Below are 14,817 nucleotides of genomic sequence, written 5' to 3' on the forward strand. Positions count from 1 at the left end.
CTTGGAACTTTGGGACAATCAAGAATAACAACTGCATGTCATTCCCCTGGCCGTCGGGCATTATAACGCAGAAAATTCGAAAATATCGCACAGGAAATAAGGATTCTGCGCTATCTGGGCAGCTTCCGTTTCTGCCAGACCTCTGTAGTGTCACCTCTCTGGCGGTACTGGTGTTGATGGGGGAGTTGCTGGCGTTGGTGCTGGTCCTGGCCCTGGATGGTTTACCGGAATTCAGTTGGCAGCGCCTGGGGCTGATCTCTCTGGTGATCCAATGGGTGATATTACCTTCGGCCGCGCTGCTGTGCCGGCTTCGGCCGAGCCTGGCGAAAATGCCCCACAAACTCGCTGGCGGCTTGAGTTTTATTGCAGTGCTGTCGGTGCTCATATTGGTGATGGCAGTGCAGCGCTCCCTGCGCGCGGTGTTGTTGCAGACCAGCTTTGATAGCTGGGGATTTGCGGGCGACTGCCTGCTTGGGGCTATTTGTGCGGGGGTGGTATTGCGCTACGCCTATCTTCAGCAGCAACTCTACAACCAGCAGCAGGCGGAGCTCGGTGCCCGAATCGAGGCACTTCAATCGCGGATTCGCCCCCACTTCCTTTTTAACAGTATGAACAGCCTGGCTAGTTTGATCGCTGTTGATCCTGATCGCGCGGAGCGGTTGGTAGAGGATTTATGTGCATTATTTCGTGCAAGCCTCGCCGATCCAAAGCTGGTGCCTTTAGCGCAAGAGATTACTCTAGCCCAACGCTATTTGGAGATTGAAGCCCTGCGTCTGGGGGAGCGTTTGCGCCAGAGTTGGCAGCTAGACGCGGGCCTGGATAAGATTCAGCTGCCCAGTATGTTGCTTCAACCCCTATTGGAGAATGCGGTGTTGCACGGTGTGGCACAGTTGCGGGCAGGCGGAGAGATCAGCGTACAGCTCTCGCAAGGGGGGGGCATATTCAAAGTTGTTATTGAAAACCCATTGCCACAGGACAGTGCAGTTCCTGCGAAGACTGGTAATGGCATGGCGACAGAGAATATTCGCCAGCGTCTCACTGCATACTACGGCGATCGCTTCAAATTTACCGCCCGTCGGGAGGAGGGCCGGTACCGGGTCATACTACAGCTACCCTTATCTCCCCGGGAAGTGGACCGGCGGGAAATAGAGTCCAGCACAAATTCCAAGAAGACTATCGAGGTGATGGAGTGACCCAATTGCGCGTACTGATTGTTGATGACGAGCCTTTAGCTCGTGCCCGTCTGCACCGGCAGTTGGAGAGGATCGATAATTGTATTGCTGTGGGAGAAGCGGCAGATATTGAAGTCGGACTATCACAGATCCGCGAACTCGACCCGGACCTTGTGCTACTGGATATTGAAATGCCCGGTGGTAGCGGCCTGGAATTGGCTCAGCAGTTATCCAGCTTCGCGTGTCCGCCGGCAATAATTTTCTGCACCGCCCACGATGAGTTTGCTTTGCCCGCTTTTGCCACCTCAGCGGTTGGGTATCTATTAAAACCTGTGAATGTCGAACAGCTGCGTGAGGCGGTTTCCAAAGCGCAGCGTCTGAGTAAGCCGCAGCAGCAGTTGTTAACCAAGCAGGATCTGGAGGAGCCCAGTGGCCGCAGCCGTATTAAGGCGATAAGCCGCCTGGGGGTGGAGTTGCTGGATGTAGATTCTATCCGCTGTTTGGTTGCGGACAGCAAGTATGTTGTAGCCCATCACTCCGCTGGAGAGACCATTCTGGATGAGTCTCTAAAAGAGCTTGAGAGTGAGTTTGGACAGCGTTTCGTGCGTATTCACCGCAGCGCACTGGTGGCTGTGCAATATATTGTTGGGTTGCGCAGGGAAGGTACAAATTACCGGGTAGAGCTGGATGGCGTAACAGCAGCGCCGCTGGTGAGCCGGCGCATGCTGCCTTCGGTAAAAGGATTGATCGCAGAGATGTGTTAGAGCTTAAATGCTTCCGCGGATAAAAACAGCGAGTACGGCTGCCACCATTAATACCGCAAAACATACCCTGATTATTCGCGCCTGCCTGGGTTTATGAAAAACCGGCCTCAGGCTTCCTCCTAAGCACAACCAGATAAAATCCACCGCAGCGGCTACCAGTAAACAGACCAAGCCTGTGGCTAAATAGCTCAGGCCACTCTCTTCAATCGGTAGTAAGAATTGGGAGAATATGGCGAGAAAAGCAGCATAGGCCTTGGGATTCAATAAGTTAAAAATAAACCCATCCAGCAGCGACGGAGGCTGAGCCGTCGACGATTCGCCCTGCTCCAGTACCGGGGCCGTGGCAATTTTGATCGCGATATAGCCAATATATAAGGCACCGCAAAGCTGAACCGCCAAGCGCGCTTCTGGCCAGGCTGCCAGTAGTGCGGCGATGCCGGCGGTTGCCCCGACAATGGCGACACTCAGGCCAAGCAGGATGCCGATAAGGAAACCGCCGCTTTTTCTCACTCCAAATGTCGCTCCCGATGCGGCCAGGGCAAGTGGTGCTGGACCAGGGGAGCCGAGCAATAGAGCGGTTGCTGCAATTAGTGAAAAGAGTGCTTCTAACATATTTTTTGGTCCTACTTCCCGCCTGCAACGTCAATAAATGAACCGGTAGTAAAGGTGGATTCATCACCGAGTAGCCAAGCCACAGCTTTAGCCACTTCCTCTGCTCGCCCCCCACGCTTGAGTGGAATCGCAGACTTTACTCGCTCAATTCTGTCTGCTTCGCCACCATCAGCGTGCATTTCTGTATAAATAAAGCCAGGCCTAACACCATTTACGCGAATCCCTTCATCGGCAACTTCCTGGCTGAGCCCGATGGTCAGCGTATCGACAGCGCCCTTACTCGCTGCATAGTCGATGTACTCGTTAGGTGATCCCGAACGGCTGGCAGCAGAGGAAATATTCACGATGGTTCCTCCAGTACCCCCATTTTTGATAGACATTCTTTTGATTGCTTCCCGGCAGCAGAGCAGGGTGCCGGTGATGTTGGTACGCAGGATTTCATTGATACGCTCAGCGTCCATCGTTTCGACGCGCATTTGCGGTTTAATGATTGCCGCGTTGTTAACCAGGCAGCTAATTGGGCCTAGTTGCTCGTCGACCGTATTGAATAGCTGAACAATATCTTTCTCTGAGGAGATATCGGCGCGAACGGCTATTGCTAAAACACCAAAAGATCGAAGTTCAACGATCAGTTCTTCCGCTTGCTGCTTGCGCTGCCGGTAGCTAATGGCAATCTGGTACCCCCTGTGGGCAAGTAATTTGGCTGTCGCGGCACCAATGCCCCGGTTGCCACCAGTGATCAAGGCGACTTTTTTATTCATATTGATTGGTCACTCTTTTAACGGGATATTGCGCAGGAAAATAGAGACTTATTGAAAGGCTATTTTCTTTCAATAAAAATGCTGCAGAAAAGAGCCTGCGATATCATTCAATATCGGGCGGGATCAGCTTTTGCATTGCGGAAATATCCGCAGCGGATTATACCGGGTGAAAACCGTTTACAGGCTGGGGACCTTTGATATGTCTGTAAACGGTTTTGATCTGGCTGGATCGGGGGCTAGTAGAGCTGAGGACCACCGTCTCCGTACTCTGAATCATTTTGTAGACTCAACTCGCCAGCGGCACTATTTAAGTACTCGGCATCGGATTCGGATTTGAGCTTAATCATCAGGCGCAAATCGTTGGCGGAGTCGGCGTGGGAGAGGGCATCCTCATAGGTAATTTCTCCCCCATCGTAGAGCTCGTAGAGTGCCTGGTCGAAGGTCTGCATTCCCTGCTCACCAGAGCGCTTCATCAACTCCTTGATCTTATCCACTTCGCCTTTGCGGATCAGGTCCGACATCAGCGGGGTATTGATCATGATCTCAAGGCAGGCACGGCGGCCATCGCCATCGGGGGTCGGTACCAGCTGCTGGGCCACCATCGCCTTCAGATTGAGGGACAGGTCCATAAACAACTGTTTGTGGCGGTCTGCCGGGAAGAAGTGAATGATCCGATCGAGGGCCTGGTTAGCATTGTTGGCGTGGAGGGTACACAGACACAAATGGCCGGTCTCGGCGAAAGCGATGGCGTGGTCCATGGTTTCGCGGGAGCGCACCTCACCGATCAGAATAACATCTGGTGCCTGACGCAGAGTGTTTTTCAGGGCTACATCGAAAGACTCGGTATCCAGGCCCACTTCGCGCTGGGTCACAATACAGCCGCGATGCTGGTGGATAAATTCGATCGGGTCCTCAATGGTGATGATATGGCCCTTGGTGTTCTCATTGCGGTGGCCGATCATGGAGGCGAGGGATGTGGACTTACCGGTACCGGTGGCGCCCACAAAAATGATCAGCCCGCGTTTGGTCATGGCCAGGTCTTTGAGTACGTCGGGTAGTCCGAGTCCATCGATAGTGGGGATTTTGGTTTCGATGCGACGCAGCACCATACCCACCAGATTGCGCTGGAAGAAGGCCGATACCCGGAAACGCCCCACGTTGCGCACTGCAATCGCGAAGTTCAATTCCTTTTGCTCGGCAAACTCGCGCCGCTGTTTCTCGTTCATGGTTCCCACCACCAGCTCGCGCGCTTTCTCTGGCGTGAGCGCGGTGCTGCTACAGGGCACAACTCGGCCGTGCAGTTTGATGGAGGGCGGGACGCCCGCCGTGATAAATAAATCCGAAGCGCCCTTCTCTACAACCAGTTGTAGAAGTCTTTCAATATCCATGGTGATTACCGCGTTTTATCTCGACTTTTCTTCCCCAGATTGGGGGCGGGTTTTGGCCGTTTAGAAGTTCTCCGGCATCTTGGCTTTTTCGCGAGCCACTTCGCGGCTGATGATGCGGCGTGCCACCAGGTCTTCCAGGCATTGGTCCATGGTCTGCATGCCGACGCTGGCTCCGGTCTGGATGGCCGAGTACATCTGCGCGATTTTGTCTTCGCGGATCAGGTTACGGATGGCTGGGGTACCGCGCATAATTTCGTGGGCAGCGACCCGGCCACCGCCGTTTTTCTTCATTAGCGTCTGGGAGATAACGGCCTGCAGGGATTCCGACAGCATTGAACGCACCATGGCTTTCTCCTGCGCCGGGAATACATCTACCACACGGTCAATGGTTTTGGCGGCGGAAGTGGTGTGCAGGGTGCCGAATACCAAGTGACCGGTCTCTGCCGCAGTCAGCGCCAGGCGAATGGTCTCCAGGTCCCGCATCTCACCCACGAGAATGATATCCGGGTCTTCACGCAGTGCAGAGCGCAGCGCTTCGGCAAAGCCGTGGGTATCCCGGTGCACCTCACGCTGGTTCACCAGGCACTTCTTGGATTCGTGCACAAATTCGATCGGGTCCTCGATGGTGAGGATATGCTCGTATTTATTGTCGTTGATGTAGTCCATCATCGCCGCCAGGGTGGTGGACTTACCGGAACCCGTGGGCCCGGTCACCAGTACCAAGCCACGGGGAGTATCTGAGATCTGTTTAAACACCTGACCCATTCCCAGGTCTTCCATAGTGAGAACCTTGGAGGGAATGGTCCGGAATACGGCGCCGGCACCTCGGTTGTGGTTAAAGGCGTTTACACGAAAGCGGGCGACACCGGGGACTTCAAAAGAGAAGTCTGTTTCCAGTAGTTCTTCGTAATCCTTGCGCTGCTTATCGTTCATGATCTCGTAGATCAGGCCGTGTACCTGCTTGTGCTCCATTGAGGGCAGGTTGATACGGCGCACGTCGCCGTCGACACGGATCATCGGCGGCAGGCCCGCCGAGAGGTGTAAGTCCGAGGCGTTTTGCTTGGCGCTAAAGGCGAGGAGTTCAGTGATATCCATACTGCTACCTTATGGTTCTTGTTTGGGCTCAGGTAAAATCGCCGCTCAAATCGGTAAGGGCATCAGTATATGCGCAAAGAGACAATCGTCGAAAACCTGAATGCAGTAGGTGAGCGGATTGTGACATGCTGCAACAACTGCGATCGCAACCCTGCAGAAATTACCCTGTTGGCGGTTTCCAAAACACGACCGGCGGAAGACCTGCGGATTGCTTTTGCAGCTGGCCAGCATCACTTTGGCGAAAATTATTTACAGGAAGCCCTGCAAAAACAGGATGCCCTGTCCGACCTGGATATTCACTGGCATTTTATTGGGCCGCTTCAATCGAACAAAAGCCGCGCTGTGGCAGAGCGATTCCAATGGATGCACACGGTGGATCGCTTAAAAATCGCCCAACGTCTGTCGGCACAGCGTCCCAGTAATATGGCACCACTCAATATCTGCTTGCAGGTGAATATCGATGGCGAGCAGAGCAAGTCTGGCATAGCTCCACAGGATTTGGTGGCTCTGGCGCGTGAAGTGATGACATTGCCGGGGCTATGCCTGCGTGGCTTGATGGCGATTCCCGCTGCTCGTGACAATGTATTTGAGCAGGAAAAACCATTTATCCAGTTGGCAGGGTTGCTGCAAAGTCTTCGCGAAGAATTTCCTGAGCAGACCTTCGATACTCTATCCATGGGGATGTCTAAAGATATGGAGGCTGCTATTGCCTGCGGCGCCACTATTGTGCGTATCGGCACAGATATTTTTGGGGCACGAAACTATTCTGCATGACAGAATTAGTACGCAAGTAGATTTTTTTGGGATACGGGATGACAAAATCTGGGACTGTAGATGTATTGCTGCTGCTTTTATCAGTGAGCGCGGTGCTATCTCTGTCTGTAACGAATAGTGTACTGGTGACTTGGGTGGCGCTTGAGTGGTTGGCTTTTATCTGCCTGATTGCATTTGTTTCTCCCAAAATCTCATTGGTGACCGGTTTTTTGAATTCGGCAGTTATTGGGATATTCGGAGATAAGAGCCGCTATTGGCTTTGGATATTGGCGATTGTTTTGAACTTGATTGCGATTGTGGAAACATTTCCTTTTTTGTTTAGTTAATCATCAGGGGCTCTTTACATAGTTAAGTTCTAAAAAGAAAACGGCCCTAAAGGCCGTTTTCTTTTTCTGGGAACAAATAATTATTGTTCATTCAAACTGAGCTGCTTTTTTTGATCTTCATTCAGTAGGTGTTCGGCAAAGAAGAGCGCTGTTGCCTGGGTAAAGGCATCACTGTTCTCTTTCTTGCGATAGCCGTGCCCTTCATTGAGTGCGTTCATATACCAGACTTGATTGCCATTCTCACGAAGTGCAGCCACGATTTGCTCAGCCTCGGTGACAGGTACCCGAGGGTCATTTTGTCCCTGCACTACAAACATTGGCACCTGGATCTTGTCCACATTGTTGTTGGGGCTGATTTTTTCGAGGAAGGCGCGCATCTGCGGATCCCGCTCATCACCGTATTCGACTCGACGAAGGTCGCGACGATAGCTCTTGGTATTGGTGAGGAAGGTGACAAAGTTAGAGATGCCTACGATATCCACTGCTGCTTTTAAACGATCGGAGTAGTAAACACTACTGGCCAGCACCATGTAACCACCGTAGCTGCCGCCAAACACAGCAACGCGTTCCGGATCCAGATCAGGCTGGGTAGCAATCCAATCCAGAAGAGCGCCGATATCCCTAACTGAGTCCTCTCGCTTGTAGCCGTTATCCATGGCTAGGTAGCTCTTACCATAACCAGCGGACCCGCGTACATTTGGAGCAATTACAGCAACGCCAAGTTTTTCTAGCCACAGCTGGTATGTGCTGGAAAACATGGGACGGTACTGTCCTTCAGGGCCACCGTGGATTGAAATAACCACAGGTACAGGGCCTTTGGCATTACGCGGCTTATAGACGAATGCGGGAATTTCACGCGGCTTTCCATCCACCTCGTCGAAAGTCGGATAGTGCACCAGTTCGGGTTCGACAAAGCTTTCGCTGTCGAGACCACCGACTTCACTAAATGTCCATCGGGTAAGGTCACCACTGGATAGCGGGCGGCGGCCAAGGTCCATGACAAAGGAATCGGAGGGAGTTTTAGGTGTGTTTAGGGTTAGGGCCAGCTTATCACCTTCGGGGTTAAATTCTATTCCGCCGATAAGACCGATCGGCAGCGAGTCGACCTTGCGGTAGCGGTCATTGCGTGGATCGTATAGATAGAGGGTGGACATACCATTTTCGTTGGCGACAAAAGCGCCGCGGCGACCGTCTTTACTTAGGATAAAGCTGCTGATATCCCAGGGGATATCGGAGGTAATTATCTTTTCACTGCCACTCTCCAGGTCTTTGCGGATCAGTTGGGTAAATTCGCGCCCTTTGTCAGAGATGATATAAACCGAGTGATTGTCATAACTGAAACCCGCTGGGAAATTGCGGGAATCAGCCTCTTCATCGCTCGTGCCGGCGAGTAGTGAGACTTCGCCGCTGTCGAGATCCAGCAAATGGACATTGGATCGAGTGGAGGAGATATATTGCATGACCAAAATTTGGCTGCCGGATTGTGAGAAATCACTGGGCCCCCACCAACTGCCATCCTCAGACTTAAGGATCAAGCGGTCTTCTTTTTTGTCACCGTCGAAAGTGGTTAGCCATATATCATTGGCCCTGCCATCTCGGCGAGTACTCTGGTAAGCGATAGCTGAGCCCTGCTTATTCCAGAGAATACTGCCATTGCGAGATTCACCATCGGTAATCATCTCGCTAGTGCCGTTTTCTGTATCAAACAGGAAAATCTGGGCGTATTCATTGCCACCGGCATCCATGGTGAATGCCAGCTGGCGGTGCTCCGGGCGGGTAGACATACCGCCTATCGGCTCTTCGAAAAAAGTTAGTTGTCGGCGAGCGCCACCCGCATTCTCTACTTTGTGTAATTGAGAAACTTCGCCGAAGCGGGTACTGACATAGATACCGTTACCGTCAATGTCCCAGCCCCGGAAGCTAGCTGAGCGTACGTTTTGATAACGATTGAGCTCATTGATGATAGTTTGGGGAATGTTTGGCACATCTTCGAGTACCAATTGGCCGTTATTTAGCGTGCGAGTTTCTACTGCACCAGCTGCACTGGTCGCAGTGATCAGTGTCGCTATAAGCAGTGAACGCCATCCTTTTTGCATACTGTCCTCCGTTAGGAGCCACTTGGTATGGCTCTCTTGTTATTTGAATCTGGCGGCCACATATTAGCGGAATGCCCCGAACGGGGAAAAGCGACAAAATTTTTGTAACCGCCCAAGGTGATATGAGTGAGTACAGCGAACCCTAAGATGGTTTTTATTGGTGGTGCCGGCAATATGGCGGGGGCAGTGATCGGTGGTTTGGTGGCCTCCGGTTATCCGGCGGACCGGATCACTGCTACAGGCCGTGATCGGGACAAGCTCAATGCTTTTGCCGAGAGCCACGGGGTAGCTATTAGTGACGATAATGTTGCCGCTATTGTCGATGCCGATGTAATTGTGCTGTCGGTGAAACCGCAGGTTATGCGAGAACTTTGTGAGGGACTGAAACCCCATTTGGTGGATCGCTCGCCCTTGATTATCACTTTTGCTGCGGGAATTCCGCTCGCGGCTTACCACCGTTGGATGGGAATGCACCTCCCTATTGTCAGGGCTATGCCTAATACCCCGGCCCTGGTGCAAACCGGAGTTACCGGTCTTTATGCCGATAGCAAGGTTACGGGCGAACAGAAGGAACTCGCCGGGCGCATCGTCGATGCGGTAGGCATCTCATACTGGGTTGAGGAAGAGCGCGGCATCGATCAGGTGATTGCGGTAGCGGGATCGGCGCCGGCTTACTTTTTCCAGTTTATGGAGGCCATGATTGATGCGGCTTCCGCCGGTGGCCTTGCCCGTGCAGATGCGGAGCGCCTTGTGTTGCAAACTGCCCTGGGCGCCGCCAAACTGGCGGTCGCCAGCGATGTTGACGTCGCCCAGTTGAAGCGCAATGTGATGTCACCAGGTGGAACCACTGAGCGCGCTGTTCAACGGTTCGAGAAGGGTGGGTTGCCGCAGTTAGTGGCCGATGCCATGCGCGATTGCGAGGAGCGGGCGACAGAAATGGCAAAGGAATTGGATCGGTAACAGGTTCCGGTCCAATTGGGTAGGTGCAGCGGTGGCTGCTGAAAATCTTTTTGTTTAGGGTTTATCCATGGTCAATACCTTCAGCGATATCGGCGTTTATGTCGTGGGCATACTGGGCATTTTGTTCCTTTTCGCCGTGTTATTGCGTTTCCTATTGCAGTTGGGCCGTGCGGATTTTTACAACCCCATATCTCAGGGCGTTGTGAAGGTTACCAACCCTTTGCTGCTGCCGCTGCGCAAAGTGGTGCCAGGACTTTTTGGCGTCGATATGGCCTCAGTAGTACTGGCGTTGATAGTCGGTTGGGCGATGATTATGGCTTGCGCCATGATCGCAGGTTACGGCCTGGTTAACCCCCTCAGTGCCCTGCTGTGGTCGTTGATCGGCTGTGTCTCCACTGTGATAGCGATGGTGTTTGTCGGCTTATTGGTCTCCATCGTTGCCAGCTGGATTGCGCCGAATAGCGGCCATCCAATTCTAATTTTACTGCACCAACTCCTGGAGCCATTTTGCGGACCTGTGCGACGCTTGATTCCCCCGTTGGGGGTGATTGATATCAGCCCGATTTTTGTCTTTATCCTGCTCACTGTGATTAACAGGCTGCTTATTGGTTTTGCCCAAATGGCCAACATGCCGGCTTTCGTGTACAGCCTGTTTTGGCATATCCCCGGCTTTTAACCGGACTCTGATCACCCCAAAATATCCCCTGCATCTTTCAAGCCCCGCCCTCTGGGGCTTGCGCAGTTGTTCGAAGGTTTCTTAAATTGTGACCGGCTGAACATTTCTTCACCTGTGCGCACTAGATCGTATTTGGCGCGGTGTTAGACTCTTATACTATTGACTGACGGCTCTTTCTCTTGTCTTAGTAGGGGCCGGTAGTTCCGGGTCTCAATAACAAGAACACCGTGAAATGGAAGACGCACTTTTACGCCAGCATATTTCTGACTACGACCGTTGGAAAAAGAATCTCGATCGCCAGTTTGCCCACTTCAGCCAATGGCTTGAACAGCACTTCTCTAATTCCGCTGGTGCCTGCCAGGTTGTACAGCAGGCCCGCGCCCTACTTGCAGATGATCAGTTCACCCTGGTTTTAGTTGGGGAGTTTTCACGGGGGAAAACTGAACTGCTCAATGCCCTGTTGTCGCAAACTTACGGACAGCGTCTACTGCCCTCAAGACCGGGGCGCACCACTATGTGTCCCACGGAAATTTTCAGTGATGGCGGCGAGCGCGCCAGTTTGCGGCTGCTTCCGATTGAGACCCTGGCGACGAATACCAGCCTGGAGAGCTTCCGTCGAATTCCGCAAAAGTGGGTAACTCACGAGTTTGATGCCAATGATCCCGAGGCGACCCGAGAGACTTTATTGAAGGTTGCCTCGACCAAGTCAGTAATGCCGGAAGAAGCCGCTCGCTATGGCTTCGATCGGCGCCACTTGGATGGCAAAGGGAATCTAGTTGAGATCCCCGCCTGGCGTTTTGCTTTGATTTGTCTGCCGCACCCATTGCTGGATCAGGGGTTGCGTATTATTGATACCCCGGGACTGAACGCCCTCGGCAATGAGCCGGAGCTCACATTGAGTACACTGCCTGGGGCCCAGGCGGTTGCCTTTCTGCTGGCTGCCGATGCTGGGGTAAGTGGTACCGATATGAGCATGTGGGAAACTCACCTGGCGCCACTGCAAGAGCATCGCGGAACATCCGTGATGGCCCTGCTCAACAAGATGGATGTGCTTTGGGATGATCCGGAGGAGGATGCTGAGCTGCTGCTGCGACGCATGCGCAGTGAAGTGGCCGGCCTCTTGTCTCTGCCTCAGGAAAGTGTTGCCGGAGTCTCTGCAAAAATGGCTCTGTTGGGGCGCCAGCAGCGGGATGCGGATTTGGTGCGAAGCAGCCGCTTCGGTGAGTTTGAAAGGATGCTGGTTCAGCGCCTGTTGGAGCACCGGCATAAAATGGCCGAGCACCGCTCACTGCATCAAGCTCTCACTCTGATGGCTGATACCCGCGATCTACTCAAGCGTCGTTTGAATAGTGGCCGGGCAGCGTTGGCTCACCTGCAGCGCAATAGTGGCAACACCTCAGAGCAATTGGCAGAGTTGGAACAGTTGCAGACGACCGTGCGCGAGCAGCATAAGATTTGTCATCAGGAATTGCTGACGCTCAAATCCAGCCAGAGAATGCTTACACGACAAAGCACTTCTTTGTTGGCGCCGATATCCAGACAGCAGTTGCAGGCGCTGATTGACGATACCCTGGCTACTCTCAATCGCCGTTGGACGCCCATGGGCATGGCCAGGGCTATCGATACTTTTATGGAAGGGGTAGACCATCAGATGTCTAACCTCGAGCGGGAAGTGGATCAGGCTAATCGCTTGCTCGACGCTGTCTTTGAGCGCTCCAGCTTAAAGAAAGTGGATGATGCCGAGCAGTATTTTACTATCCGCAAATTTCGCTTCGCGTTGCGTGGACTGCATCGCCAGGCCGCTCAGCTGAGGCGATCCCCGCAGCTGTTATTGGCGCGCCGCAGCCGTCTCAGCGAGCGCTTTATTACCACGCTTGCCAGTGAAGTGGGTCGGCTTTACGACGATATGGGTAACAAAGCGGAAAATTGGTTAGAGCAGGCTCTTGAGCCTCTTAAACAGCATGCGCAGTATCAGAAACAATTACTCAATCGCCATTTGATTAAGCTTACCGAGTTGAAACAGAAAACTCGCAGTCGTCGCACGGATCTTCGAACTCTCGAGGATGAGGTTCAGCGCAATGATAAGGCGCTGGTGGCGTTAGAGGATTTACTGCGGCACAACAGCTCTGCACCACAGCCGGTTGCGCCGGCGCCGCGCGCGCACAATGTAACCCCCTTGAAGGCCTCCCATACCACCTGAATTGGGTGCTAATTGATATTGGTTCTGACTGGCATTTGTTATAAGTTGCAGTGATCTTATTCACTGACTGCTTCGGCAATTTGCCAGGCAGCACCTATCAACCTGACAGATACAGTGCCTTGTCAACGGAAAATCCTATCGCTTCTGCGGAAGCCCAAACCGCAACTACCGGTGACCCAGGCTCCGTGGGCCTTGTTGAGCCTAAAAGCCATCACTTTAGTGAACCGCTGGAATTGGCCTGTGGTCGAGTACTGAAAAATTACACTCTGGTTTATGAGACTTACGGTGAACTCAATAGGGAAAAGACTAACGCAGTTCTGATCTGTCATGCTCTGTCTGGGCATCATCACGCTGCGGGGCGACACAGTATCGATGATAAGCGTCCGGGGTGGTGGGACCACTATATCGGTCCGGGTAAGCCGATAGATACTAATCATTTCTTTGTGGTGTCCGTTAATAATCTCGGCGGTTGCCACGGATCTACCGGCCCCGTATCCATCAACCCGGATACCGGCACTACCTGGGGGCCGGATTTTCCATCACTGCGTGTCCGCGACTGGGTCCACAGTCAAGCGCGTCTGGCGGATATGCTAGGTATTCGACAATGGGCGGCGGTTGTTGGCGGCAGTCTCGGTGGAATGCAGGCGATGCGCTGGTCACTGGAATACCCTGAGCGCCTGCGTAATTGTGTGGTGATTGCCTCTGCCATGAAGTTATCTGCACAGAATATCGCGTTTAATGAGACCGCACGCCAAGCGATAACATCCGATCCAGACTTTTGTGATGGGCACTACCTCCAACAGGATAAGTTACCCCGTAGAGGCCTGGCCGTTGCGCGTATGATCGGGCACATCACTTATCTGTCTGACGATGGGTTGGGGCGCAAGTTTGGTCGAGAATTGCGCAGTGGCAGCTTTCAACAAGGATCGGATGAAGAAGTGGAGTTTCAGATACAAAGTTATCTGCGCTACCAGGGAGCCAGTTTTTCCACCACCTTCGATCCCAATACTTACATTCTGATGACTCGAGCGCTGGATTTCTTCGACTTAGCTCGAGAATACGGGGATGACCCGGTAGAGGCCTTCTCCCATGCCAAGTGCCGGTTTTTATTGGTGTCATTTACTTCTGATTGGCGCTTTGCGCCGGAGCGCTCGAGGGAAATCGCCGATGCCCTGATGCACGCGGATATTCCAGTCAGCTATGCCGAAGTAGAGTCAGCAATGGGACACGATGCCTTCCTGCTGCCCAATGGTCGTTATGAAGGTGTATTTCGTGCCTATATGCAGAGAGTTGCGGCAGAAATTGCTGAGGAGGTGTACTGATGCGGATAGATTTGGATGTGATCCAGGAATGGATCGCTCCCAACAGCCGGGTTCTCGACCTCGGCTGTGGCGATGGTGCACTGCTCGATCAGCTGGGGAGAAATAAAAATGTGAAAGGCTATGGCCTGGAGATTGATCCCGAGCAAATAGAGCGATGTGTGGCCCGTGGGGTCAATGTTGTCGAGCAAAATCTGAATACAGGGCTGGGAAATTTTGCTGATGGTAGCTTTGATGCTGTGGTGATGACCCAGGCACTGCAAACCTTGAGTCAGCCTCATTTAGTGGTAGAGGAAATGCTTCGGGTTGGGCGGGATTGCATTATTACGTTTCCCAATTTTGGGCAGTGGAAGGCCCGCTGGCACCTCGCATTCTCCGGGCGCATGCCAGTATCCGACTTATTGCCATACGAATGGTATGACACTCCCAATATTCACTTTTGTACTTTTACAGACTTTGAGGTGTTATGCCGAGAAAATGGCTGGGCGATTCTGCATCGGCAAGTGGTTTCTGAGTCCACGGTTGGACGGGCATTCAAAGACTTTTTACCAAATTTGTTTGGTGAGACAGCCATCTATCATCTAACTCGCTAAACTAAGATTTGCGCCAGCTCTTTTGTGGAGGACTTTGGCGCGATAAATAGATCGAGAGAGGCACTCCTGAGGGGGCCTGAC

The 14,817-nt window shown here is 52.8% G+C and carries 14 protein-coding genes; 9 read left to right on the plus strand and 5 right to left on the minus strand.

The genetic code is table 11. From position 1 onward, the window contains the following. The first annotated feature begins 35 nt into the window (after positions 1 to 35). A complete protein-coding gene (locus ACG1BZ_RS01080; protein ID WP_413664049.1) occupies positions 36 to 1,193 on the plus strand; it encodes a sensor histidine kinase in 1,158 nt (385 codons plus the stop codon). Continuing rightward, positions 1,190 to 1,936 (plus strand): LytR/AlgR family response regulator transcription factor, encoded by a 747-nt coding sequence (locus ACG1BZ_RS01085; protein ID WP_413664050.1) that lies wholly within the window; start codon positions 1,190 to 1,192, stop codon positions 1,934 to 1,936. Before ACG1BZ_RS01080 ends, ACG1BZ_RS01085 begins: the two co-directional genes overlap by 4 nt. Positions 1,937 to 1,939: 3 nt before the next feature. Here ACG1BZ_RS01085 and ACG1BZ_RS01090 read toward each other — a convergent pair whose 3' ends face one another. The 4 genes from ACG1BZ_RS01090 to ACG1BZ_RS01105 all read right to left on the minus strand — a co-directional run bounded on the left by ACG1BZ_RS01090 (position 1,940) and on the right by ACG1BZ_RS01105 (position 5,792). Then, a complete protein-coding gene (locus ACG1BZ_RS01090) occupies positions 1,940 to 2,548 on the minus strand; it encodes a LysE family translocator (RefSeq protein ID WP_413664051.1) in 609 nt (202 codons plus the stop codon). An 11-nt stretch (positions 2,549 to 2,559) separates the two neighbouring features. Further along, a complete protein-coding gene (locus ACG1BZ_RS01095) occupies positions 2,560 to 3,309 on the minus strand; it encodes an SDR family oxidoreductase (RefSeq protein ID WP_413664052.1) in 750 nt (249 codons plus the stop codon). A gap of 236 nt (positions 3,310 to 3,545) precedes the next feature. Then, positions 3,546 to 4,697 (minus strand): PilT/PilU family type 4a pilus ATPase, encoded by a 1,152-nt coding sequence (locus ACG1BZ_RS01100; RefSeq protein WP_108731394.1) that lies wholly within the window; start codon positions 4,695 to 4,697, stop codon positions 3,546 to 3,548. Between the two features lie 60 nt (positions 4,698 to 4,757). Then, positions 4,758 to 5,792: a type IV pilus twitching motility protein PilT gene (locus tag ACG1BZ_RS01105; RefSeq protein ID WP_108731395.1), complete on the minus strand. Its 1,035-nt coding sequence runs from the start codon at positions 5,790 to 5,792 to the stop codon at positions 4,758 to 4,760. A 69-nt stretch (positions 5,793 to 5,861) separates the two neighbouring features. Between ACG1BZ_RS01105 and ACG1BZ_RS01110 the strand changes: the two genes are divergently transcribed. Continuing rightward, positions 5,862 to 6,566, plus strand: coding sequence for a YggS family pyridoxal phosphate-dependent enzyme (locus tag ACG1BZ_RS01110; RefSeq protein WP_413664053.1), 705 nt, complete (start codon positions 5,862 to 5,864; stop codon positions 6,564 to 6,566). A gap of 38 nt (positions 6,567 to 6,604) precedes the next feature. Beyond that, positions 6,605 to 6,892, plus strand: coding sequence for a hypothetical protein (locus ACG1BZ_RS01115; protein WP_413664054.1), 288 nt, complete (start codon positions 6,605 to 6,607; stop codon positions 6,890 to 6,892). Positions 6,893 to 6,972: 80 nt separating this feature from the next. On the opposite strand, the gene ACG1BZ_RS01120 is transcribed toward ACG1BZ_RS01115, so the two are convergent. Next, positions 6,973 to 8,988: a prolyl oligopeptidase family serine peptidase gene (locus ACG1BZ_RS01120; RefSeq protein ID WP_413664055.1), complete on the minus strand. Its 2,016-nt coding sequence runs from the start codon at positions 8,986 to 8,988 to the stop codon at positions 6,973 to 6,975. 126 nt (positions 8,989 to 9,114) lie between these two features. Between ACG1BZ_RS01120 and proC the strand changes: the two genes are divergently transcribed. The 5 genes from proC (at position 9,115) to metW (ending at position 14,736) form a co-directional block, all read left to right on the plus strand. Next, complete coding sequence (gene proC, locus ACG1BZ_RS01125) at positions 9,115 to 9,948, plus strand: pyrroline-5-carboxylate reductase (protein WP_413664056.1); 834 nt, start codon at positions 9,115 to 9,117, stop codon at positions 9,946 to 9,948. Between the two features lie 67 nt (positions 9,949 to 10,015). Then, on the plus strand, positions 10,016 to 10,624 hold the full coding sequence (locus ACG1BZ_RS01130) for a YggT family protein (protein ID WP_413664057.1): 609 nt from the start codon (positions 10,016 to 10,018) through the stop codon (positions 10,622 to 10,624). 232 nt (positions 10,625 to 10,856) lie between these two features. After that, a complete protein-coding gene (locus ACG1BZ_RS01135; RefSeq protein ID WP_413664058.1) occupies positions 10,857 to 12,824 on the plus strand; it encodes a dynamin family protein in 1,968 nt (655 codons plus the stop codon). A gap of 137 nt (positions 12,825 to 12,961) precedes the next feature. Beyond that, positions 12,962 to 14,146 carry a homoserine O-succinyltransferase MetX gene (gene metX / locus ACG1BZ_RS01140; RefSeq protein WP_413665826.1) on the plus strand — a complete coding sequence of 395 codons (1,185 nt, stop codon included), beginning with the start codon at positions 12,962 to 12,964 and terminating at the stop codon, positions 14,144 to 14,146. Further along, positions 14,146 to 14,736, plus strand: a complete 591-nt coding sequence (gene metW / locus ACG1BZ_RS01145) for a methionine biosynthesis protein MetW (protein ID WP_413664059.1) — start codon at positions 14,146 to 14,148, stop codon at positions 14,734 to 14,736. The genes metX and metW overlap by 1 nt, the downstream gene beginning before the upstream one ends. Positions 14,737 to 14,817: the final 81 nt, after the last annotated feature.

Origin of the sequence: Microbulbifer sp. CNSA002 (assembly GCF_047324085.1) — a bacterium.
In the GTDB taxonomy this organism is placed as follows: Bacteria; Pseudomonadota; Gammaproteobacteria; order Pseudomonadales; family Cellvibrionaceae; genus Microbulbifer.